Origin of the sequence: Streptomyces sp. DSM 15324 (genome assembly GCF_001514285.1) — a bacterium.
GTDB lineage: Bacteria > Actinomycetota > Actinomycetes > Streptomycetales > Streptomycetaceae > Streptomyces.
Genome location: NZ_KQ949029.1, coordinates 172,755 through 194,083 on the forward strand (window position 1 = coordinate 172,755; position 21,329 = coordinate 194,083).

Below are 21,329 nucleotides of genomic sequence, written 5' to 3' on the forward strand. Positions count from 1 at the left end.
CTGGACGAAGGACCGCTCATGACCATCACCGCACCGGACCTCCGGATACGTGCCTGGCGCGACCTCGATCCGCGGGCCCGTGACCTGCCGGGCATGTCGCTGGGCTCCCTCCCGGTGACACCGCAGACCCAGGACGTCGGCCGTCTCTGGGCCCTGGGCGTGCGCCACGCCGAACTCGACACGGCCGTCGACCTGTCCGCCGGTGCCCCCGCGGCCCAGCGCGGCGCCGTCGACCGGCTGTGTCTGGTCCGCGACCTGACCGCGCGAGCCGTCTCGGTCGACTGGGACCTTCGCCTGTCACCGCGCGAGTCCGCGCACCAGTGGAAGGTGCTGTCCCACCTGCACCCGCCGCGCACGATCACCGGTCTGGAGGACGCCGCCGAGGCCCTGCACGCCTGGCGGACCCGGCACTACCTGTGCAAGCTCGTCTGGCGCCAGGGCCCGGGTTTCATCCAGATCCGGGACCGCCGCTGGGGGGACCTGCGCCGCTTCACCGCCGACGAGCCCCAGTACCGGGAGTCCATCGCCCTCCTCGACCCGGGCGCGCACCACGCGGACGTACCGGCCGAGGTTCTGGAGGAGTTCACCGCCGAGCACCTCGTCCTGCGCGTCGGCGACCTGGCGTGGTGGCTGCCCTACCGGGTCTCCCGCTGGCTTCAGGAGGCCATGGCGGTATGAGCCGGGGCCCCGGCCACACGGCCTCGGGACGCGAGGGTGGGCCAGGGGATGCCGGTGCGGACGGCGGCGGTGCGGTCGACGGCGGTACGGTCGACGGCCGGGACGCGGCATCCGTACCGGCGTCGGATGCGGCATCGCATCGGTCGAGGTCCGCGAGGCCGACGAAGGGGTGGCTCATGGCGGCCCGCCAGCAAGGGGTGACTCCTCGCGGCGCGCCGGCGAGGGTGTGGCTCTTGGCGGCCCGTCGGCATACGGCGACGGGCCGCCCGGACGCCGCGAGCCGGTTCCCAGGTGTCGCGGGCGGACACGGCCCTCGTCGTCTCCGGGGTGGGTGGGCGGGCGGTGCCGGTGGGCCGGCCCCCGTACGGCGGCGAGCCGGCGCACTGGCGGGGACAGGTCCGCCCCGAGCAGCCCGCGCAGCAGACTCACGGGACCCGGTTCCGCTGCGCCCCGACGCCGTGCCGCCCGACCGGGGACGGCCGCCAGGACCTCGGCGGCCGCCTCTCCCGCCCCACAGGGCTCGCCCGGCGCCCGCGGCTTCTGGACGCCTCAGCCGCCGCTACCGGTTGACGGACCGCATGCCCGCCTCGTCGTAGCGCTCACCGGCCGCCTCGGGCAGCTCCGCGTCGATGCGGGCCAGATCGTCCTCGGTCAGCGTGACGTCGGCCGCGGCGGCGTTCTGCTCCAGGTAGGTGCGGCGCCGGGTGCCCGGGATCGGCACCAGGTTCTCGCCCTGCGCCAGCACCCACGCGATGGCCAGCTGGGCCGGTGTCACGTCCTTCTCGGCGGCGATCTCCTTCACCTTCGCCGCCAGCCGCAGGTTGGCCCCCAGGTTGGAGTCCTGGAAGCGCGGGTTCTGGCGGCGCCAGTCGTCCGCGTCCAGCTCGTCCGGCGAGCTGAACCGCCCGGCGAGGAAGCCGCGGCCGAGCGGCGAGTACGGTACGAAGCCGATGCCCAGCTCACGGCAGGCGGGCAGCACCTCGGCCTCCACGTCCCGCGACCACAGCGAGTACTCGCTCTGCACGGCGGTGACCGGGTGCACGGCGTGAGCACGCCGGATGGTCCGCGCGCTCGCCTCGCTCAGCCCGATGTGGCGCACCTTGCCCTCGGCGACCAGTTCGGCCAGCGCGCCGACCGTCTCCTCGATGGGCACGTCGGGGTCGACCCGGTGCTGGTAGTACAGGTCGATGTGGTCGGTCCCCAGCCGCTTGAGGGAACCGTGGACGGAGCTGCGGACGTGCTCCGCCGACCCGTCCTGCGGACCGACCGTGCTGATGTCGCCCGGCACGGCGTCGTCCATCCGGTAGTTGAACTTCGTTGCGATCACGTACTCGTCACGATGTCCCCGGATCGCCTCGCCGACGAGGGACTCGTTGGTGAGCGGCCCGTACATCTGCGCCGTGTCGAGGAAGTCCACTCCGAGGTCGAGGGCGTGCCGGATGGTCGCGACGGCCTCCGCCTCGTCGGCGGACCCGTAGAAGGCCGACATGCCCATGCACCCCAGGCCGATGGCCGACACCTGCAAATCCCGCAGACCACGCTTCTGCATGTCCTGTCCCAGCCTTTCCTGGTCCTTGTGCGCCGTTACGTCCTCGACGCTATGACTTGGAGCGCACTCCATGACAAGTCCCACGTGCTCGACCAGCCGCACACCTGCTCATGACCTGCATCCCCCGTGCGGGGTGCGGGTGAAGCAAGGGACGAGGACAGGGACGGCGGAGGAGAGAGATCGTGAACAGCACTTCACCGGCGGGTGGTCACCGATGACGCGCTGGGTACCCCGGTACGACGGTGGTCGGCCCGCGGGGAATCCTTGCTCCCACACCTGGACGGCCGACCCGGCGCCGCTGACCGAGACCTGCCCGGCGTGCGCGGCGCGCGGACGTGCGCCGGCGGCTCTGCTGCTCTGCCTGACCTGCGGGCACGTGGGGTGCAGCGACAGCTCTCCCGGTGCTCACGCGACGGCGCACGGCGACTCCAGCGGCCACCCCGTGGCCCGCTCCCTGGCCGGCGGCCGGGAGTGGGCCTGGTGCTACGCGGACGAGGTGTACTTGGACCCGCTGCCGCAAGACCCCCTGCCGCGACCCGCCCCGCAGCCCGCCCCGCGGCCGCCCGAGTCCGTCTGGGACTACCCGCGGCCGCCCGCCGTACGGGAGGACGACCGCCTCGTGCGGGTCGAGTGCGCCGGCCAGGTGGTGGCGGAGACCCGGCGGGCCGTCCGGGTGCTGGAGACCAGTCATCCCCCGGTGTTCTACGTCCCTCCGGCGGACGTCCGCATGGACCTTCTGTTCCCGGCGCTCTCCGGTCGGACCTGGTGTGAGTGGAAGGGGTCGGCCCGCTACTGGGACGTCGTCGTGGGAGACGACGTACGCGCTCGCGCCGCTTGGAGCTATCCCCGTCCCGAGCCCGGCTACACGGTTCTCACCGACTTCCTCGCCTTCTATCCGAGCCGCGTGGACCGCTGCACGGTCGCCGGAGAGGAGGTCACAGCGCAGGAGGGCGACTTCTACGGCGGCTGGATCACCTCGGAGGTGCGGGGGCCGTTCAAGGGCGGGCCCGGCACGCGGCTGTGGTGAAGCGGGGGTCTTGTCTTCGTCGGCCTTGCGCGACCGCTTGTCAGCGCGTGCGCAGGGCGTCGTACTCGGCGGCGAGTTCGTCCGCCATGCGTGCCACGGAGAAGCGCTCGGCGACCAGCTTCCTGCCCGCGTCCGCGTAGCGCCGTCGGTCGTCGTCGGAGACCGAAACATACGCCGCAGGCCCCGCATCAGCCCCTCCTGGCCGGAGGTGTCCATCAGGATGCCGTCGACCTGGTCGCGGAGAGAGTGCGCGACGCCCCCGCGGAGGGGGCCAGCGACCGGAAGGCCCGCGTCCATGGCCTCCAGTACCGCGATCCCGGACTCCTCCTTCGCCCTCGGGCAGACGTACCGGCAGCAGGCGTCGGCCGTGCGCTGCGTCAGGGCCCGCTGGAGGCGGCGTACCTCGGCGTTCGGCAGGGCGGGCAGCCGCGCCAGGCGTCCCGCGGCCTGCGGGCACGCGGCGAGCAGGGCGTCGATACGGCGGCGGCTGTCGCCCTCCACGGCCGTGCCGGTGCCGGGGCTGCCGCCGATGAGGACGAGGGTCGTGGTGCGGTGGGCGCCCGTCGCCAGCCAGGCCCGGGACCAGGAGGTCCTGCTGCTTGACCGGGTGCAGTCGGCCCACGCACAGCAGCGCGGGCAGGTCGCGGTCGCGGGGGTGCAGCGCGTCGGGGCGGGTCCCGTCCCGGTAGAGCCGTTCCAGCGCCTGCCGCCGCCGGTCGTCCTCGTCGGGTGCGGGCCGGTGGGGGCGATGCCTTCGGGCGGCGCGGCGGGTCCGCGTCCTTCGTTGAGGCGGGCGAGGCCGGGGAAGTGGCGGACGAGTTCCCGTGTACCGCCGCGTCCGGGGATGCCGACGCCCGTGTCCGCGTGCTCGACGAGGTGGCCCGGGACGCGGAGCGCGCGGATGCCGGTGTGGTGCTCGACCCGACGGGATGTCTCCTGCCGACGTCCCCGCGGCGCTGGAGACGCTGTGGCGGACCGTCGGCCCGCGCATGCCCGACCTGGCCGCGTCGGTACGGCGGCGGGGGCCCCGGTGGGCGGCCGCCGAGCTGCTGGCCGCCATGGACCGGCAGACATCGTCGCGGACGTCGGCGGAGCCCGGCGCCGTGCTCCCGGCAGGCGGCCGCGAGTCCGGCCGGCGGGACTGATCCCGGTCGCCGCCGAGAACGAGCGGCGCCCGGGGACGCGTCAGCCGAGCGGCATACCGGGTGCGGTCAGGGACACCGGCGGGCCGAAGTCCACCGGAACGCCGGGGGCGTACAGAACACTCACGGGCTCGCCCTGCGGCCTCGACAGACCCGCCCGCGCGACCAGGTCGTCCTCCCACCCCAGCAGGGCGCACCTCCGGAAGGACCAGGCCGGGTGTGCGTGGGGAAGGTAGTACGTACGCCCGAGGAACCGCTCGTGCAATCCCCACCGCCGGGTGAGGAACTCCTCCAGTGGCCCGGCCGCCACCGGCTCGTCCTCCACGTCCAGCCACACACGCGCCCCCGCGCGCACCCCGCGGCGCCGACGGATGCCGTACAGCAGACGTTTGTCGAACCACTGGCTGCTGATGCGGGACCACCGGTAGGGCAGGCCGAAAGCGCCTCGCGCCGTCAGTGCGGGCAGCAGTCTGCCGCAGTCGAGCGAACGGAACACCACCCCGCGCCGGCCCGACGCGTCGCGGCTGTACAGCCGGACGTTGACCTCGCCGAAGCTCCCCAGGTACGGGAGGGCCGGCGTCCGGCCGAAGGCGAAATCGTCCATGCGGAAGAAGACCAGGCCGACGTACGCCCGGCCCTGGTACAGGTCCGGCACGGTACCGGCCGGCAGCAGCCGGGCCACCTCGAACGGGTCGGCGGGCCAGTGCAGGAACACCAGGTCCTGCCAGCGCATCCGCACCAGCACGCGCCGCACCGCACGGGGAGCCAGCGGTGTCAGCGCCTCCGGGGGCCGGGCGCCGTGGGCCGGAGGGCGGTACGCGAGACGTCTTCTCGGCATGCCCCCTCGTGGGTCCATGCGCCGCCTCCCGTTTCCGCTGACGACCCGGGACTACGTTCTGGTTCGCCGGTGGGCCGCCGACCGGATGCAGGCGGTGGCCCACCGGGAGCGTTCACTGTGTCGGTCCCCCCATAACGGCAGTCTTGCCGCCTGGGGGAAGAGGTGGCCGGGGACGTTCGACTCCCGTTCAGATGACTCCGAGCAGTCCGTTGCCGCCGAGGAGGGTGCCGTCCGTCTGCGGGAAGCCGACGGACGGGGCGGTGATCATGCTGCTGCCCTGGGCGGTAGGGCCGTCGGTGCCGCCCGGGAGGACCCAGACGGCGCCGGTGGAGTTGTTCTTCTCCGCGGCGCTGACGAAGAGTTCCGGTTTGCCGTCCTTGTTGATGTCGCCGACCGCCACGGTGGTACCGAACATGTCGCCGGTCGAGCTGGTTCCGGGAATTCCGGCGGTGTTCTGGGTGAAGGCGTAGGCGCCGGTCCCCAGGGTTCCGGTGCGGCGGCCGGGAATGACCGTCACCTGCCCGGCGTTCGGCTTGCCCGTGTCCTCCATCGGCGAGCCGACCACGATGTCCGCCAGCCCGTCACGGTTCAGGTCGGCCACCGCGAGGGCGCCCCCGAAGTCGTCCCACTTCTCGCTCGTGTCGGGGACACCGGGGGTGTTCTGGGTGAGCTGCACCGGTTTCGCGTCCCGCGCGATGCCCTGGGCCGAGCCGTACCAGAGGAGTACCCGGCCGCCGAGCGCACCGTCGGTGGTGGCGTGGTCCGGCTCGTCCGGGTCTCCCACCACGAGATCGGCGTATCCGTCGCCGTTGACGTCCCCGGTGGCCGCGATCAGGCCGTTGCCCGTCTGCTGCGCGCCGCCGTACACCGGGTTGACGTACACCTCCCCGCCGCTGATGTCGCTGAGGCGGACGGTGACGGCCACCTCGTCCGGGACCCCGCTGTGGGCGAAGTCGCCCAGCGCGACACTTCCGACGGAAGCGGTGTCACGGTTTTCATCGGCCGAGCCGTAGCTGCCGCTGCGGCTGAACGGCCCCCGGAACCGCGTCGCCCCCTCATACCCGGCCACGAGCACCTCGGTCCGCACACCGGCACCGGTGCTGAGCGCTGCCACGTCCAGACCGTAGTACTTGCCGGCCGTGATCGCCGGCAGATCGGTCCCGGACGTCAGGCCGGACCTGCTGCCCCACAGGACCGTCACCGTGCCGACGTCCTGGCCCCGCGTGGTGTCCTCGTACGGCGCGGAGACCACCAAATCCGCGTAACCGTCCCGGTTCAGGTCGGCCGTCGCGGTGGCGGAACCGAACCCGTCGTGCGCTTCGGCCGTGTCCGGCACACCCGCGGTGTTCTGCGTGATGGTCGCCCGCCGGGACACGGACAGCCCGGCCCGCCCTCCGTAGAGAACGACCACGGCACCGGCTCCGGCCTTGCCGGCGATCCTGGCACCCGGCGCGGGCAGCACGGCATCGCGGTAACCGTCACCGTTGAAGTCACCGGGCACCGCTCCGTGTACGGCCGCGGCAGGCGCCGCCGACAGCAGCGGAGCACCTACGACGACGGCGATCAGGAGTGCCGCCGTCCGCCAACCTCGTTGCGCACCACGTCCGTTCAGCATGAGCTGGATCCCCCTCCCCCTCGACGCACCTGGCGTGCGCCACAGTCCAGGGCATCGTAAAGGGCGCCCCCTGACGGCTCCCAGGGGCCTGGCAGGTCGCCGTCGCGCCCTGGGATCTGGACCGAATACGGAGCGTCGTAGGCCCGAGTGGACTTCGCGTCGGCGAGGAGCAGGGCGGCCCGGACCATGGCGTCGCGCTCGCCGCGCGGGCTTCGGTGTGGCCGTCCTCGATGAGCCGTACCCGGCAGGCCTACCACGCCGTCGTCCCCTGCCTCAGGACCAGACCAGCACGTCTTCTTCGCGCCTGTTCCTTCATGCGACGCCGACACAGGCCGCAACCGCGTACTCGGGGAGCGGACTGACCACTCCGAAACGCGGTCCGTCCTGCTGGCCAGCGCATGACATCCTGCCCCAGTGCTCCTGAACGACCTCACCAGCAGTGTCGACCTCCGACCGGTGCGCTATCAGTTCGCCACGGTCGGGGGCGACTCGTACGACGACAACTGGCTGGTCATTGACGGCCAGGTGATGGCTCCCGAGGGAAGCTGGTCCTTCGTCGATCCGTGTTTGCTCACCGGTGAGGCCCACCAGGTGTCCGCGTGGCTGCGCGCGGTGGCCGCGGGGTCGGTGACCGTCACCGAACCCGATGCCGAGGGTGGGTTGTCGCCGGACACGTGGTTCATCGAGCCGGTCGTCGCTTTCAGCCTCGCCGGTCGCAGCGAGGGCGGGAGCGCGGTGATTCGTGTTCACCTGTCCCTGGAGGCGGCACCCCCGTGGCAACAGGGTGACGGTGGGGCCGACATCCACCAGTACTTCGTGGAGATCACGATGGACGCCGCGGCGCTGCGTCACGCGGCTGACGAGTGGGACCTTTCCCTGGCGTCCTTCCCGCCCCGCTGATCTCACCTCCGCTCAGCAGCGCACCAGGCCGAAGTCATCACACTCTGGGGCGGTTGAGCAGCCGGGAGAGCACGATGACGCTCTCGGTGCGGTCCACGTGCCGGGCCTCGCGGACCCGCTGCACGGCACGCTCCAGGTGCGGGATGTCCCTGGCCAGCATGTGCACCATGGCGTCCGCGGCGCCGGAGACGGTGCACGCCTCGACGACCTCGGGTATCAGTTCCAGCTCGCGCCTGAGATGGTCCGGTGTCGCGTCGCCCTTGCAGTAGACCTCGACGAACGCCTCTGTGCGCCAGCCCAGGGCCTGCGGGTCGATGAGCGCGGTGAACCCCCTGACGGCTCCCGTCGCGACGAGCCGGTCGAGGCGGCGCTTGGCCGCCGACGGGGACAGACCGGCCGCCTCACCGATCTCGGCGTACGTGCTGCGTGCGTTGCGCAGCACGCAGTGGAGGATGCGTTCGTCGATGGCGTCCATGTGCGCCCCACCCCTGCCTCGGCCCGGAAAAGCACGCAAAGGATCGCCCATGAGCCCCGGAATACGCAAGAAATTGCCACAACATCACAACTGATGGCGATTGTTTGCGGACTCCCCCGACTTCTAGCATCGGTCCACCTCCCGCAGATCTTCGTGAAAGTGGTCCCGCATGCCCGCGCCGCTGAGTTCCCTGGAAGCCGCCGCCCTCGCCGCGGTCGATGAAACGGCCATCGGCCGGATGCTGCTCGACCTGCTCGCCGTACCCAGCGTGACCGGCAGCGCCGCCGAATCCGAGCTCCAGCACCTCCTGGCGGACCATCTGCGGCGGCTCGGACTCGACACCGATCTGTGGTCGATGGACCTGCCCGAACTCCGCGCCGCCTCAGGGTTTCCTGGGACAGAGGCTCCGCGCAGCGAGGCGTGGGGCCTGGTCGGACACACTCCGGCCGGGGACGACGGCCCCACCGTGATCCTTCAGGGGCACGTCGACGTCGTCCCGCCGGGCGACCCGGCCCAGTGGCACGGCGACCCGTTCACACCGAGGACGGCCGGTGACGTGGTGCACGGCCGTGGCGCCTGCGACATGAAAGCCGGAGTGGTCGCCAATCTGGCCGCCCTGGCGGCGATACGGGCCTGCGGTGCCCGGTTGCGCGGGCGGGTGGCGGCACACTTCGTGGTGAGCGAGGAGGACGGCGGCCTGGGTGCGTTCGGCACCCTCCACCGCGGCTACACCGGCGACGCCTGCATCATCACCGAGCCCACCGGAGGCACCTTGGTGACCGCGAACGCGGGCGCCCTGACCTTCCGCATCGAGGTGCCCGGCAAGGCCACCCACGGCAGCACCCGGTACGCGGGGGTCAGTTCGGTGGACGCCTATCTGCGCCTTCACGAGGCCCTGGCCCGTCTCGAAGCGCGCCGCAACGTCGGGCCCGACCCGCTCATGGCCGAGTATCCCGTCCCCTACCCCCTGTCCGTGGGCACCGTACGCGCCGGTGACTGGGCGAGCAGCGTTCCCGACCTGCTGGTGGCCGAGGGCAGGCTCGGGGTCCGCCTCGGTGAGGACCCGGAGCAGGCGCGCGCGGAACTGGAGGAGTGTGTGGCCCGGGCGTGCGAGCGCGATCCGTGGCTGAGCGGACACCCGGCGACGGTCACATGGCCCGGCGGCCAGTTCGCCAGCGGCCGCCTCCCGGCCGACAGTGTGCTGCGGGACGTGGTGCACGACGCGTACGCCGACGCCGTGGGCGGACCCCGGATGCCGGAGCGTGGTGCCCCGTACGGCAGTGACCTCCGTCTGTACTCCGCCGCGGGCATACCGACGCTGCACTTCGGGCCGGGTGACGTACGGCTGGCACACGGCCCCCGCGAGCAGGTCCGGATCAGCGAGATCGTCACCGTGGCCCGCACCCTCGTCCTCGCGGTGTTGCGGACCGTCGGCACCAAGTGATCCGACGGCCCGGCACAACCGGCGCCGGCAGCCGACGACGTCCGTCCCGGGGGCGTCAGCCCAGGGGCTTTCGCTGGACCTCCGGCGTGCGCTCCCACGCCTTCGCCGCCGACTCCACGGGGTAGACCTCGCACCCTGGACACCGGCCACGTCCCGGCCACGGTCCGTGGGCTGTCCGGCGGCCAGGGGTTCACCGCCCGAGGGCGTCTGGACATCCCCACAAGCTGGACATCCCCACAAGGCTGACTACTTCCGGCACGGCGGAGTCATGCCTCCCATGGCCCGGCGGCCACGGGAGGCCGAGGACATACGGGTCTGCGCCACGCGGTGGAGTGCCTCCTGCGGGGCCGCGGTGCGCGCGGTCACCGTCCGCTCCCCGGACCGACCCCGGGACCGTGCGCGGATACTCTCCCGGGAGGGCGAATCGGCCGCGTGGGTCCCCGGTGTGCCGCTGGTCCTGCTGGTCTCCGAGCGCCGGACCCCGGGCCGTCCCATCGACTCCTACGTCCGTGAGGTCACGGCGTCGGAGCCGGCCACCCCGGTCCGACGCGGTCCTCTGCCGGCTCCGCTTCCGGCCGCTGTGCGTGACGTCCCGCACGACATCCCGCACCGTCGTGGGCGGCCCGCCCCGCGGCGCCGACCAGGTGCCGTAAGAGTCCCGTCAAGGGCGCGGTCGTCGCCGTATGGGAGCCGTCAAGGCCGTTCGGATCGGGCCGTACAGGCGTTTTCCTCGAACCGTCCGTACTTCTTTCGCACCTCACCCCAGGAGTTCGCGATGGCCGATCTGGCCTTCGTCCTCACCACGCTCGCGGTGTTCGCGCTGGTGGCCCTCGTCGCCAAGGGGGTGACCAAGCTGTGACCGCCGAGAGCATCGTCGGCCTGGTCGTGGCCGTCGCCCTGCTGGGCTATCTGGTCCTCGCCCTGCTCTTCCCGGAGAGGTTCTGAGATGGGTCCCGTCCTCGCCGGCGTGCTCCAGCTGCTGGCGCTCATAGCGGCCCTGGCGCTCGCCTACGTCCCGCTCGGCACTTACATGGCCAGGGTCTACTCCTCCGACCGGCACTGGCGGGTCGAGAAGTGGATCTACCGGGGCATCGGCGCCGACCCGGACACCCAGATGCGCTGGCCGGCGTATCTGCGCGGGGTGCTGGCCTTCTCGGCCGTCAGCGTCGTCTTCCTGTATCTGCTCCAGCGGCTCCAGGGCGTCCTGCCCGGATCGCTGGGCTTCAAGGCCATCGACCCCGACCAGGCGTTCAACACCGCCGCGTCGTTCGTGACGAACACCAACTGGCAGTCGTACTACGGCGAGCAGGCCATGGGGCACCTGGTGCAGACGGCCGGGCTGGCGGTGCAGAACTTCGTCTCGGCGGCCGTCGGGATCGCGGTGGCGGTCGCGCTGGTACGCGGGTTCGCCCGCTCGCGCACCGGTGAACTGGGCAACTTCTGGGCCGACATGGTGCGCGGTGTCACCCGCATCCTGCTGCCGGGTGCCTTCGTCGCGGCGATCGTGCTGGTGGCCTGCGGCGCGATCCAGAACTTCTCCGGCATCCACGAGGTCGGGCAGTTCATGGGTGGGCAGCAGCAGTGGAACGGCGGGGCGGTGGCCTCCCAGGAGGCCGTCAAGGAGCTGGGGACCAACGGCGGCGGCTACTTCAACGCCAACTCCGCGCACCCCTTCGAGAACCCCACCCCGTTCACCAACCTCTTCGAGATCTTCCTGCTGCTGGTGATCCCCTTCGCGCTGACCCGCACCTTCGGTGTCATGGTCGGCTCGGTCAAGCAGGGGTACGCGATCCTCGCGACGATGGCGACGATCTGGGTGGGCTTCGTCGCCCTGATGATGTGGACCGAGTTCGCCCATCACGGTCCGGCGCTCCAGCTCGCCGGTGCGGCGATGGAGGGCAAGGAGGTCCGCTTCGGCGTCGGTTCGTCGTCGATCTTCGCGGTGTCGACCACGCTGACCTCGACCGGCGCCGTGGACTCCTTCCACTCCTCCTTCACCGGCCTCGGCGGCGGCATCGCCCTGCTCGGCATGATGCTGGGCGAGATCGCCCCCGGCGGCACCGGCTCCGGCCTCTACGGCATGCTGATCATGGCGGTCATCGCGGTGTTCATCGCCGGGCTGATGGTCGGCCGCACCCCCGAGTACCTGGGCAAGAAGATCGGCACCCGCGAGATCAAGCTCGCCGCCTGCTACATCCTCGTCACCCCGGCCCTGGTGCTCGTCTTCACCGCCGCGGCGATGGCCCTGCCCACCCCGCCGCACTCGATGACCAACTCCGGCGCGCACGGCTTCTCCGAGATCCTGTACGCCTACACGTCCGGCGCCAACAACAACGGTTCGGCCTTCGCCGGTCTGAACGCGGACACGCAGTGGTTCAACACCACGATCGGACTGGCGATGATCCTGGGCCGCTTCCTGCCGATGATCTTCGTGCTGGCGCTGGCCGGCTCGCTCGCCCAGCAGCGCCCGGTCCCGGTGACCGCCGGCACCCTGCGCACCGAGAAACCGCTGTTCACCGGCCTGCTGGTGGGCGCGATCCTGATCATCACGGGACTGACGTACTTCCCGGCCCTCGCGCTGGGCCCGCTCGCCGAGGGGCTGGCGACATGACCACCGACACGACCGAGCGAGGGACCTCGATGTCCACAGCCACCCCGACCCGGGCGCCGCACAGCGACGTACCCTCCGGGCACCAGCCCGCCGAAGGCCGCGTGGGCGCGGGCCTCTTCGACCCCCGGCAGCTTCTGAGGTCCCTGCCGGACGCCTTCCGCAAGCTCGACCCGCGGGTGATGGTCAAGTCGCCCGTGATGTTCGTGGTGTGGATCGGGTCCGTCCTGACCACGGTGTTCTCCTTCAAGGACCCCGGTGACTGGTTCGGCTGGACCATCAGCGCCTGGCTCTGGCTGACGGTCGTCTTCGCCAACCTGGCGGAGGCTGTCGCCGAGGGCCGCGGCAAGGCCCAGGCCGACACCCTGCGCAAGGCCAAGACCGACACCGTCGCCCGGCGCCTGGCCGGGGACGTCGAGGCGCGGGTCCCGGGCACCGACCTGACAATCGGCGACCTCGTCGTCTGCGAGGCCGGGGACGTCATCCCCGGCGACGGTGACGTCGTCGAAGGCGTCGCCTCGGTCGACGAGTCGGCGATCACGGGTGAATCTGCGCCGGTGATCCGTGAGTCCGGCGGTGACCGGTCGGCCGTCACCGGCGGGACGAAGGTGCTCTCCGACCGGATCGTCATCAGGATCACGACGAAGCCGGGCGAGACCTTCATCGACCGGATGATCAACCTGGTCGAGGGCGCGGCCCGCAGAAGACGCCCAACGAGATCGCGCTGAACATCCTGCTCGCCTCGCTGACGATCGTGTTCCTGCTCGCCTGCGCCACCCTGCCGCCGTTCGCCGACTACGCCGGCACCCACCTGACGATGGTCGTGCTCGTGGCCCTGCTGGTCTGTCTGATCCCGACGACGATCGGCGCGCTGCTGTCGGCCATCGGCATCGCGGGCATGGACCGGCTCGTTCAGCGCAACGTACTGGCGATGTCGGGGCGGGCGGTCGAGGCGGCGGGCGACGTGTCCACGCTGCTCCTGGACAAGACCGGCACCATCACGCTCGGCAACCGGCAGGCGTCCGAGTTCGTCCCGGTGAGCGGGACGACCGAGGCCGAGGTGGCCGACGCCGCCCAGCTGTCGTCGCTGGCCGACGAGACCCCCGAGGGCCGCTCCGTCGTCGTCCTCGCGAAGGAGAAGTACGGCCTGCGCGAACGTCACCGGGGAGAACTCGCCGGAGCCGAGTGGATCGCCTTCACCGCCCAGACCCGCATGTCGGGCGTGGACGTCGACGGACGGAGGATCCGCAAGGGCGCCGCGGGATCGGTCGCCGCGTGGGTGACGGAGCAGGGCGGTGAAGTCGCCCGGGGCGCCATGGAGTTGACGGACCGTATCGCGGAGGCGGGGGGCACACCGCTGCTCGTCGCGATCGAGGACGCCGGCGGTGCTCGCGTCCTGGGCGTCATCCACCTCAAGGACGTCGTCAAGGACGGCATGCGCGAACGGTTCGACGAACTGCGCCGCATGGGCATCAGGACGATCATGATCACCGGTGACAACCCGCTGACGGCCAGGGCGATCGCCGAGGAGGCCGGCGTCGACGACTTCCTCGCCGAGGCCACCCCCGAGGACAAGATGGCCCTCATCAAGCGGGAGCAGGCGGGCGGCAAGCTCGTGGCGATGACCGGCGACGGCACCAACGACGCGCCCGCGCTGGCCCAGGCGGACGTCGGCGTGGCGATGAACACGGGCACGTCGGCCGCCAAGGAGGCCGGCAACATGGTCGACCTCGACTCCAACCCGACCAAGCTCATCGAGATCGTCGAGATCGGCAAGCAACTCCTCATCACCCGGGGCGCCCTGACGACCTTCTCGATCGCCAACGACGTCGCCAAGTACTTCGCGATCATCCCCGCGCTGTTCGCGGCCGTCTACCCGGGCCTCGACAAGCTCAACATCATGGGCCTGTCCTCGCCCGACTCGGCGATCCTCTCGGCCGTCGTCTTCAACGCGCTGATCATCGTCGCCCTGGTGCCGCTGTCCCTGAAGGGCGTGCGGTACCGGCCGGTGAGCGCCGACAGAATGCTGCGGCGCAACCTGACCGTCTACGGCATCGGCGGACTGGTCGCCCCGTTCATCGGCATCAAGCTCATCGACCTGCTCCTCTCCCTCATCCCCGGGCTGTAATTCCTGTGAAAGCGTGCTGACCGCGATGAACAACTCCGTATCCAACACGGTCCGGTTGCTCGGGGCGGGCCTCAGGGCCCTGCTGGTACTGACCCTGGTGACCGGCGTCCTCTACCCGCTCCTCGTCACGGGCGTCGCCCAGGGCCTGTTCAGCAGCGAGGCGAACGGGTCCGAGATCAAGGCGGACGGCAAGGTCGTCGGTTCCTCGCTCATCGGGCAGGCGTACCACCTGCCGCTGAAACAGGGCCAGGCGACACCAGAGCCCGACCTCAAGTGGTTCCAGGGCCGCCCGCAGAACGGCCTCGGCACCAACAGCGTCAACACCCGGTACAAGCTCATCCTGTCCGGCGCCACCAACCGGGCCGCCGACGACAAGGACCTGATCGACTGGGTGACCGCCGCCAAGGCCGCCGTGATCAAGGACAACTCGACCGCCGACCACAGGGTCAGTCCGTCCGAGGTCCCCGCCGACGCCGTCACCTCCTCCGGCTCCGGACTGGACCCGGACATCTCCCCGCAGTACGCGCGGCTCCAGGTCCACCGGGTCGCCGAGAGGAACGGCCTGCCCGTCGCCCAGGTGGAGAAACTGGTCGACGAGCACACCGAGGGCCGCACACTCGGCTTCATCGGCGAGCCCCGCGTGAACGTCCTCGAACTCAACATCGCGCTCAAGAACCTCGTGGCGAAGAGCTGATGGCGTGATCCGACCGGCTGGGGAGTCGGCGCCCGGCAACGGTCCGGGACCGCCGGCTCCCTCCGTCACGCGGCCGGTAGGGCCCGACGTACGACCCTACGGGTGGACGCGGCCCCCGACGGCGCCACCGCGGTCCGGCGGCTGACCCGGCTGCGCGCCGCGGTCCGCCGTACCGGGGAGACCCTTCACGCGTCTGGGGCGCGCCCTGGTGGAGACGGCCGACTTCACCATCGACCTGCCGGCCACGCCGGAACGGGATCTGTCCGCGACGGTCACCTCGTAGGGGCCGAGGGCCGGGCGTGGGGGCCCGGCCGCCGGCCCGGACCGGGGCGAGGCGATCGCCGCCCGGCACCGCCGCGATCGGGTCGTACGGCCGTCATGGGGGCGTCCTCGTCACGGCTACCGCACCCTCAGCCGCCCGCGCCTGCCGTGCGGGCGAGCTCGGCCACGTGGGACAGGGTCGGCTTGTCGATGATCGTGAGGAGGTTCGCCATGAAGGCCTCCTCTCCGCCCTGGGCGAGCAGATCACGGCTGACTCCGGCGAGCATGGAGAGCAGCGCCAGGGAATCCCCACCGAGACGGTGGAAGTCGGCCTGCTCGTCCAGTCGCTCCGCGGGGATGGCGAGGACCCGGGACCAGACCTCGGCCACTGCCCGGGTGACCGGGTCGGTGGGCGCGGCTTCCGTGCCCGCCGCCCCGCCGCCGTCGGTGGCGAACGGATCGGGCAGCGCACGGGCGTCCACCTTGCCGCTGACGGTGTAGGCCAGCTCGGAGACGGTGACGAACGCCGCGGGAACCATGTAGGACGGCAGCAGCCCTGCCGTGTGCTCCTCCAACTCCTTCGGGGTGACCGGGGCCCTGGGGACGACGTACGCGCAGAGCGTCTTGCCCGTACCGCCGGGCCGGGTCCTGGCCACCACCACGGCGCGCTGCACCGAAGGATGGCGTTCCAGTGCCTGCGCCACCTCGGCGGGCTCCACGCGGTTGCCGCGCACCTTGACCTGGTCGTCGTTGCGGCCGACGTACGCGAGGGTGCCCGAGGGCAGGACGGTGGCGAGGTCCCCGGTCCGGTACACCCGGGTGCCGTCGGCCAGCCGGACGAACCGCTCGGCGTCCAGGTCGGGGCGGCCCAGGTAGCCGCGTGCCAGCTGCACGCCCCCCAGATACATCTCCCCCGTCTCCCCCGGCGCGACGAAGCGGTGCCGCTCGTCCAGCAGGTACACCGCGGAGTTGTAGCCGGGGAGCCCGATCGGCACCGCGTTCGCGCCGCCGTCGCTCGCCTCGTCGAAGACGTGCGCGGTACAGCCGACGGTGACCTCGGTGGGGCCGTACTGGTTGATGATCCGGCACTGCTCCCCGAACATCCGCTGGGCCCGGGCGGCGACCTCCACCCTCAGCTGCTCGCCGGTGATGATCACCCCGGTGTAGCCGGTGGGGTGGAGGTCCAGTTGGCCGATCAGATCGAGGTGGGAGGGGGTGAGGTTGAGCATGGTGGCGCCGGATCGTTCCAGGAGCCGGCGCAGGGTCATGTGGTTGATGCGGTCGGGCACCAGCACGATCGCCCCGCCCACCATGCCCGGCCCGAAGACCGAGGTCATGGAGACGTCGAAGGACAGCGAGGTCATCAGGGAGAGCCGGGTCTCCGGGCCGATCTGGAACATGTCCAGCGCCCAGTGCAGATAGTTCAGCAGGTTCCCGTGCTCGATCAGCACGCCCTTGGGCCGGCCGGTCGAGCCGGAGGTGTAGATCACGTAGGCCAGATCGTCCGGCCGTGGCCGGACATCGTCGAACTCGGCCTGGCCGGGCTTCGCTCGTGACAGGTCGTCGAGCGGCAGCGGTGCGCAGCCGGACGAGAAGAGGTCCCGTCCCTCGTGGTCCTGCTGCACCAGGCAGTGGCGCACGCCCGCATCGGCCAGGACGTCGGCAAGCCGGTGGTCCGGGTGCAGCGGGTCCAGGGGAAGGAAGGCGGCCCCGGCCCGGAGGACCCCCCAGATACCCGCGATGGCCGCCACCGTGCGGTCGGCGAGCAGCGCCACGACGGAGCCCCGGCCCACGCCGAGGCTGCGCAGTTCGTGGGCCACGGCGTCGGCGCGGCGGCTGATCTCGCGGTAGGTGACGTCGCCCTCGGGGCCGGTGAGCGCCACCTGGTCCGGCACCCGCCGCACCTGGGCGCGGATCAGCTCCATCAGGCTCTCACCCCGCACCGCGCGTGCGGTCAGGTTGCCCTCCCAGTGGCGGTTCCGGGACGGTGACAGTGCCTCCTCGACCGTGTCGAGCAGCGCCTCCGCGCGTTCCGCCACGCCGGGTCCGTCCAGCCAGGAGACCGTGACCTCGGTGCGGTCGCCGGAATCCATGAGGTCGACGGCGGGAGGAGCGCCGGGTCCGGTGCCGCCCAGGGTGTACATCGCGGTGGCCCGGAAGTCGTCGGTGGAGAAGTCGGCCAGGTCGAAGGTGCCGAGGTGGGTGACGAAGGCCAGCCCCGAGTAGCGGTCCGAGCGGGCGGCCGTACGCGCGACCGCCTTCGAGAGCAGCCGCATGGCCGCCCTCGGTATGCGCATCATGCTCGGGTCGGTGCGCAGAGCGACCTCTTGGCCCTCGGCGAGCGCCGCGAGCAGCTTTTGGTGGACCTGCTCCCAGTCCTCGCCGCTCTCGACGTCGAGGACCAGGGCCTGCGACAGCCACGCCGTGGACCGGAGGTCCGGGTCATGACGGCGAAGGTCCACCGGGACGAAGAAGCCGCCTCTGCCCTCCGGCCCGTACGCGGCCGCGAGCGCGGCGGCGACCTTGGCGGTGGCGGCCGGGTGGGTGCCGTCGACGGACCGGTTGCGCCACATCACCTTCCGGCTGCCCCCGGGCAGGGGGCCCAGCGGGGACGGCCACGCGAGGGCGCCCGCGCCGCGCGGGATCGGGGGCAGACCCTGTGGGTACAGCGCCTCGAGGAACTCCGTGCTGTTGAGGGTCGACGGCGCGCCCACGGGCTCCTGTCCGCGCAGGACGCGGAAGACGTCCGCGGCCCACAGGGCCAGGCCCCGGGCGTCGGTCACCTCGTGTCGGCCCCTGAGCACGACGGAGGCCGGGGCGCCGGGGTACAGCAGCACTTCCAAAGCCGTGCCGGGGCGGCTGCCCCGGGTGTGGAGGGCCTGGCAGTCCAGGCGTCGGCGGTCCAGGGGGCGGTCCATGACCCGCACGGCCGGGCTGACGCCGCTGTCCACCCACAGTTTGCCCCGCCGGACCAGCCGGGTGCCGGGCGACGCCTCCGAGGCGAGATCGACGGCCTTGATGACGTCAGCCGACGACAGGTCACCCTCGCCCTCGATCACGTACTGGATGTCCTGCGGCAGGGGCAGCCCGAGGTAGGTCCACTCGGCAGGAGTGATGGCGCGGTGGTATCTGTGGCCGACTGCTGTGTTCTTCATTCGGTCTCCAGGCGGGCGTGCGCATGCCACACCGGCAAGCGGTCCCATCCTGCGGCGCCGTTTGCTAGGGGAATCTCCAGCACCACCCGAAACGGGTCAAGAAGTGGTATGGCGTCGGCCATGAACCGGTATGGACAAGTCATCTGCTCATATCGGTGCCGGGCTCGGACGCGCATCCGCTACCGTGCTCACCTCCCTGAGCGCCGGCGTGGCACACCGGCACACCGGCACACGGAGGGAACCGTGGGTAACACGACGGCGGGCGACGGGTCCGCGGGCCTGCGCACCGGGCTGCTGGACACGGAGACGTGGCCCGCGTTCGCTCGACTGGTCGAGGCGCACAACGGCGTGTGGGGCGGCTGCTGGTGCATGGGCTTCCACGTCAGGCTCGGCACGGGGTGTACCGCCCGGCAGAACCGTGCCGCGAAGGAGCAACGCGTGCGTGAGGCCCCCGCGCGCACGCCGCGCTCGTCCTCGCCGGCGACGACTGCGTGGGCTGGTGCCAGTTCGGCACCCCCGCCGAACTGCCGGAGATCAAGAGCAGGCGGAAGTACGAGAAGGAACTGGTGACACTGCCGGACTGGCGCATCACCTGCTTCTTCACCGGAAAGGGCTGGCGCGGGCGCGGGGTCGCCCACGCCGCGCTCGGCGCCGCGCTGGCCGGCATCGCCCACCACGGCGGCGGCACCGTGGAGGGCTATCCCGAGGAGACCGATGACCGCTCGGTGTCGGGCTCCTTCCTGCACACCGGCCCGATGGCCGTCTTCGAGAACCACGGCTTCTCCCGCATCCGGCCGATCTCGCCCCACCGCTGGGTCGTCGCCCGCAGCGTCGACCCGCAGCGGCGGACCGGTGGCAGCCCACCGGTGGCTGAGAGCCCGGAAGCCCCGCACGACCAACGCGCCGCGGTGATCCGGACGCCGGCCCCCTGACGGGCCCTCAGGCGGGCAGCTCGCGCAGCCGCCCTTCAGCGACGAACGCCACCTCGCCGCCCACCTCGACGGAGCGGATGTCCTGCCCTTCGCCGTGGGCGCTGATCGCCATCCGGGCGGCGCGGCCGGTGTGACGTCCCTGGTGCAGGGTGACGGTCTCCCCGTCACCGATCCGGTGGTGCCGGCGCAGGTAGGCGGCGGCACAACCGGCGCCGGAGCCGGTGGCCACGTCCTCCAGGACGCCGTCGTTGTTCCAGTGGCGTCCTTCGAGGGCGCCGGCGTCGAGCAGGTAGGCGAACTGTGCGCCATGCGCGGCGAGGGGGGCTTCGAGGTCCTGGGCGATCCGGGCGCGTTCCAGCGCGTCGCCCCGCACGGGAACCATGAGGTACCGAAGTCCTGTGGAGAGCACCTCGGGAGGCAGGTCGGGGTCGAGGTCGTGGGCCTCCAAGGAGAACCAGGAGGCCAGCTCGGGGATGGCGGGACGGCCCAGGAAGGTGGCGGGGCCCTGGTCGAGTACGGCGGTGTAGCGGCCCGCCGCGCGGCGTCGGGTGGTGACGTCGACCGTCCGGGCCGGCAGCTTCAGGCACCAGGTCTCGGTGTCGTCGGCGCCGTGCAGGGCGTGCAGGACGCAGGCCGCCCCGATGAGGGGATGGCCGGCGAAGTCGAGCTCCTCGGCGAGGTCGAAGACGCGCGCACGCCAGCTCCGCCCACCGGTGTGGTCCCGGGCCAGGAAGACCGACTCGAAGTGGCGCATCTCCTGGGTGATGCGGGCCATCTGCGCCCCACTGAGCTGTGCGGAGTCCGGGAACACGGCCAGGCTGTTGCCGCTGTAGGGCCGGCTGCTGAAGACGTCGACGTGGAGGTAGCGCATGTCTCGGACAGTACGGTCTCTCTCCCTCGTGGGGGCCGCCGGTCGTGGGCGCGACAGGAGCCGAGCGCGAAGTCTCTGTCGAGCGGTCACGACGTCAGACCACCGGCGTCGGCGCCTGCGCCTGCGCCTGCCGGACCTCACGGACGTGCCGGCAAACACGCTCGCCCGGACCCTGGTGCGGCACTTCCTCGAACGCTGGGAGGGGGACCCGGCCGACGACGCGCTGCTGGTCCTGATGCCCTCGGCGGTCACCAACGAACAGGCCGCGGCACGGATGCACGAGATCTTCGCGGCGCAGGTCGCCCCGACACTGGCCGCGGTCCTCGGCCCGGAGCGCGCCGCGCAGCGCGCGGGCCTGGTCTCCGCGCAGCTCCTCGGCCTCGGACTCACCCGCTATCTGCTGCGCCTCCCGGCGGTGACCGCCCTGACGCCGGACGAGATCGAGGACGGCCTCGCCCCGGCCGTCCAGGCCGTCCTGGACCCCGAGTAGGGCCGCTCCCCCACCGCCGGATGGCGCGGCTGGCGGTCATGTCCTGCGTGGGGCCGCCCTCGGCGAGGACCAGGTCGGCCCGCAGGCCGGGGGCGATCCCGCCGCGATCGTGCGGCCCGAAGTGCAGGGCGGGATCCGCTGTGGCGGCGGTGAGCGCCTCGGTCGGGGTGACGCCGGCCGCCACCAGCAGTTCGGCAGGCACTCCCCCAGGGCGTTGTTGGCGTCGGTGCCCGCCGGCAACCGCGCCCCGGCCCGGTGCAGCCAGGCGGCGATGCGGTCGTCGTCGGCGAGGGCGCGTCCCACGTCGGCGCCGCTGGACACCTCCATCATCGCCAGGGTGGGGGTGACCACCCGGCCCTCCGCCGCGGCCCGCTCGACCAGCTCCCGCGACAGCGGCGCGTCCAACGGGACGTGGGTGAACGCGTCGGCCCCCGCGTCCAGGGCATCGCGCACCGTCGCCGCGTCGGCCACGCGGGCCACGGTCGGCTCCAACTGATACGGGGCCACCGACGGTGACGGCAT

The 21,329-nt window shown here is 71.9% G+C and carries 17 protein-coding genes and 3 pseudogenes; 12 read left to right on the forward strand and 8 right to left on the reverse strand.

The window, feature by feature from the left end:
- Positions 1 to 18: 18 nt before the first annotated feature.
- Positions 19 to 678: a DUF5825 family protein gene (locus tag AQJ58_RS22800; RefSeq protein ID WP_067252885.1), complete on the forward strand. Its 660-nt coding sequence runs from the start codon at positions 19 to 21 to the stop codon at positions 676 to 678.
- Positions 679 to 1,237: 559 nt separating this feature from the next.
- On the opposite strand, the gene AQJ58_RS22810 is transcribed toward AQJ58_RS22800, so the two are convergent.
- Positions 1,238 to 2,227, reverse strand: coding sequence for an aldo/keto reductase (locus AQJ58_RS22810; RefSeq protein ID WP_067252889.1), 990 nt, complete (start codon positions 2,225 to 2,227; stop codon positions 1,238 to 1,240).
- Between the two features lie 214 nt (positions 2,228 to 2,441).
- On the opposite strand from AQJ58_RS22810, the pseudogene AQJ58_RS43895 reads away from it, so the two are divergent.
- Together AQJ58_RS43895 and AQJ58_RS43900 are read left to right on the forward strand one after the other, a co-directional pair.
- Positions 2,442 to 2,726, forward strand: a pseudogene (locus tag AQJ58_RS43895) (UBP-type zinc finger domain-containing protein); the annotation flags it as partial.
- The gene (locus AQJ58_RS43900; protein WP_420712180.1) at positions 2,724 to 3,254 is read left to right on the forward strand and encodes a DUF427 domain-containing protein; all 531 of its coding nucleotides are present in this window, start codon (positions 2,724 to 2,726) and stop codon (positions 3,252 to 3,254) included. The pseudogene AQJ58_RS43895 and the gene AQJ58_RS43900, both read left to right, overlap by 3 nt.
- Positions 3,255 to 3,422: 168 nt before the next feature.
- Here the strand turns inward: AQJ58_RS43900 and AQJ58_RS45965 are convergent.
- Positions 3,423 to 3,755, reverse strand: a pseudogene (locus AQJ58_RS45965) (glycosyltransferase); the annotation flags it as partial.
- A gap of 428 nt (positions 3,756 to 4,183) precedes the next feature.
- Here AQJ58_RS45965 and AQJ58_RS44620 point away from each other — a divergent pair.
- Positions 4,184 to 4,399, forward strand: a complete 216-nt coding sequence (locus AQJ58_RS44620) for a hypothetical protein (RefSeq protein ID WP_067252891.1) — start codon at positions 4,184 to 4,186, stop codon at positions 4,397 to 4,399.
- 40 nt (positions 4,400 to 4,439) lie between these two features.
- Here the strand turns inward: AQJ58_RS44620 and AQJ58_RS22825 are convergent, their stop codons facing one another.
- Together AQJ58_RS22825 and AQJ58_RS22830 are read right to left on the reverse strand one after the other, a co-directional pair.
- On the reverse strand, positions 4,440 to 5,234 hold the full coding sequence (locus AQJ58_RS22825) for a YqjF family protein (protein ID WP_067252893.1): 795 nt from the start codon (positions 5,232 to 5,234) through the stop codon (positions 4,440 to 4,442).
- A gap of 187 nt (positions 5,235 to 5,421) precedes the next feature.
- A complete protein-coding gene (locus tag AQJ58_RS22830; RefSeq protein WP_067252895.1) occupies positions 5,422 to 6,849 on the reverse strand; it encodes an FG-GAP-like repeat-containing protein in 1,428 nt (475 codons plus the stop codon).
- Positions 6,850 to 7,263: 414 nt separating this feature from the next.
- On the opposite strand from AQJ58_RS22830, the gene AQJ58_RS22835 reads away from it, so the two are divergent.
- Positions 7,264 to 7,749: a WapI family immunity protein gene (locus tag AQJ58_RS22835; RefSeq protein ID WP_067252897.1), complete on the forward strand. Its 486-nt coding sequence runs from the start codon at positions 7,264 to 7,266 to the stop codon at positions 7,747 to 7,749.
- Between the two features lie 37 nt (positions 7,750 to 7,786).
- Here AQJ58_RS22835 and AQJ58_RS22840 read toward each other — a convergent pair whose 3' ends face one another.
- A complete protein-coding gene (locus AQJ58_RS22840; RefSeq protein ID WP_067252899.1) occupies positions 7,787 to 8,224 on the reverse strand; it encodes an Lrp/AsnC family transcriptional regulator in 438 nt (145 codons plus the stop codon).
- A gap of 169 nt (positions 8,225 to 8,393) precedes the next feature.
- Between AQJ58_RS22840 and AQJ58_RS22845 the strand changes: the two genes are divergently transcribed.
- From AQJ58_RS22845 to AQJ58_RS22865, 5 genes and pseudogenes are all read left to right on the forward strand, one after another.
- On the forward strand, positions 8,394 to 9,668 hold the full coding sequence (locus AQJ58_RS22845; protein ID WP_067252901.1) for an ArgE/DapE family deacylase: 1,275 nt from the start codon (positions 8,394 to 8,396) through the stop codon (positions 9,666 to 9,668).
- An 855-nt stretch (positions 9,669 to 10,523) separates the two neighbouring features.
- Entirely contained in the window at positions 10,524 to 10,613 is a 90-nt protein-coding gene (kdpF, locus tag AQJ58_RS22850) for a K(+)-transporting ATPase subunit F (RefSeq protein WP_067252903.1), read from the forward strand.
- A 1-nt stretch (position 10,614) separates the two neighbouring features.
- Complete coding sequence (gene kdpA / locus AQJ58_RS22855) at positions 10,615 to 12,279, forward strand: potassium-transporting ATPase subunit KdpA (RefSeq protein WP_067252904.1); 1,665 nt, start codon at positions 10,615 to 10,617, stop codon at positions 12,277 to 12,279.
- Positions 12,280 to 12,308: 29 nt separating this feature from the next.
- Positions 12,309 to 14,404 (forward strand): annotated as a pseudogene (gene kdpB / locus AQJ58_RS22860) (potassium-transporting ATPase subunit KdpB).
- A gap of 25 nt (positions 14,405 to 14,429) precedes the next feature.
- Positions 14,430 to 15,098, forward strand: a complete 669-nt coding sequence (locus AQJ58_RS22865; protein ID WP_199844654.1) for a potassium-transporting ATPase subunit C — start codon at positions 14,430 to 14,432, stop codon at positions 15,096 to 15,098.
- Between the two features lie 410 nt (positions 15,099 to 15,508).
- Here the strand turns inward: AQJ58_RS22865 and AQJ58_RS22870 are convergent, their stop codons facing one another.
- Complete coding sequence (locus AQJ58_RS22870; RefSeq protein WP_067252908.1) at positions 15,509 to 18,514, reverse strand: non-ribosomal peptide synthetase; 3,006 nt, start codon at positions 18,512 to 18,514, stop codon at positions 15,509 to 15,511.
- A gap of 491 nt (positions 18,515 to 19,005) precedes the next feature.
- Between AQJ58_RS22870 and AQJ58_RS44630 the strand changes: the two genes are divergently transcribed.
- A complete protein-coding gene (locus tag AQJ58_RS44630) occupies positions 19,006 to 19,446 on the forward strand; it encodes a hypothetical protein (RefSeq protein ID WP_234360238.1) in 441 nt (146 codons plus the stop codon).
- A 7-nt stretch (positions 19,447 to 19,453) separates the two neighbouring features.
- Here AQJ58_RS44630 and AQJ58_RS22880 read toward each other — a convergent pair whose 3' ends face one another.
- Positions 19,454 to 20,317: a PhzF family phenazine biosynthesis protein gene (locus tag AQJ58_RS22880; RefSeq protein WP_067252910.1), complete on the reverse strand. Its 864-nt coding sequence runs from the start codon at positions 20,315 to 20,317 to the stop codon at positions 19,454 to 19,456.
- 145 nt (positions 20,318 to 20,462) lie between these two features.
- On the opposite strand from AQJ58_RS22880, the gene AQJ58_RS22885 reads away from it, so the two are divergent.
- Complete coding sequence (locus AQJ58_RS22885) at positions 20,463 to 20,807, forward strand: TetR/AcrR family transcriptional regulator (protein ID WP_234360239.1); 345 nt, start codon at positions 20,463 to 20,465, stop codon at positions 20,805 to 20,807.
- A 36-nt stretch (positions 20,808 to 20,843) separates the two neighbouring features.
- Here the strand turns inward: AQJ58_RS22885 and AQJ58_RS22890 are convergent, their stop codons facing one another.
- A complete protein-coding gene (locus AQJ58_RS22890) occupies positions 20,844 to 21,329 on the reverse strand; it encodes an amidohydrolase family protein (protein ID WP_067252912.1) in 486 nt (161 codons plus the stop codon).

Coding starts and splice junctions, on each gene's coding strand:
- AQJ58_RS22800 (WP_067252885.1), top strand. CDS start 19: ATGACCATCACCGCACCGGACCTCCGGATACGTGCCTGGCGCGACCTC.
- AQJ58_RS44620 (WP_067252891.1), top strand. CDS start 4,184: ATGTCTCCTGCCGACGTCCCCGCGGCGCTGGAGACGCTGTGGCGGACC.
- AQJ58_RS22865 (WP_199844654.1), top strand. CDS start 14,430: ATGAACAACTCCGTATCCAACACGGTCCGGTTGCTCGGGGCGGGCCTC.
- AQJ58_RS22830 (WP_067252895.1), bottom strand. CDS start 6,849: ATGCTGAACGGACGTGGTGCGCAACGAGGTTGGCGGACGGCGGCACTC.
- AQJ58_RS22880 (WP_067252910.1), bottom strand. CDS start 20,317: ATGCGCTACCTCCACGTCGACGTCTTCAGCAGCCGGCCCTACAGCGGC.
- AQJ58_RS22890 (WP_067252912.1), bottom strand. CDS start 21,329: ATGCCGTCACCGTCGGTGGCCCCGTATCAGTTGGAGCCGACCGTGGCC.
- kdpA (WP_067252904.1), top strand. CDS start 10,615: ATGGGTCCCGTCCTCGCCGGCGTGCTCCAGCTGCTGGCGCTCATAGCG.
- AQJ58_RS22870 (WP_067252908.1), bottom strand. CDS start 18,514: ATGAAGAACACAGCAGTCGGCCACAGATACCACCGCGCCATCACTCCT.
- AQJ58_RS22840 (WP_067252899.1), bottom strand. CDS start 8,224: ATGGACGCCATCGACGAACGCATCCTCCACTGCGTGCTGCGCAACGCA.
- AQJ58_RS22810 (WP_067252889.1), bottom strand. CDS start 2,227: ATGCAGAAGCGTGGTCTGCGGGATTTGCAGGTGTCGGCCATCGGCCTG.
- AQJ58_RS22845 (WP_067252901.1), top strand. CDS start 8,394: ATGCCCGCGCCGCTGAGTTCCCTGGAAGCCGCCGCCCTCGCCGCGGTC.
- AQJ58_RS22825 (WP_067252893.1), bottom strand. CDS start 5,234: ATGCCGAGAAGACGTCTCGCGTACCGCCCTCCGGCCCACGGCGCCCGG.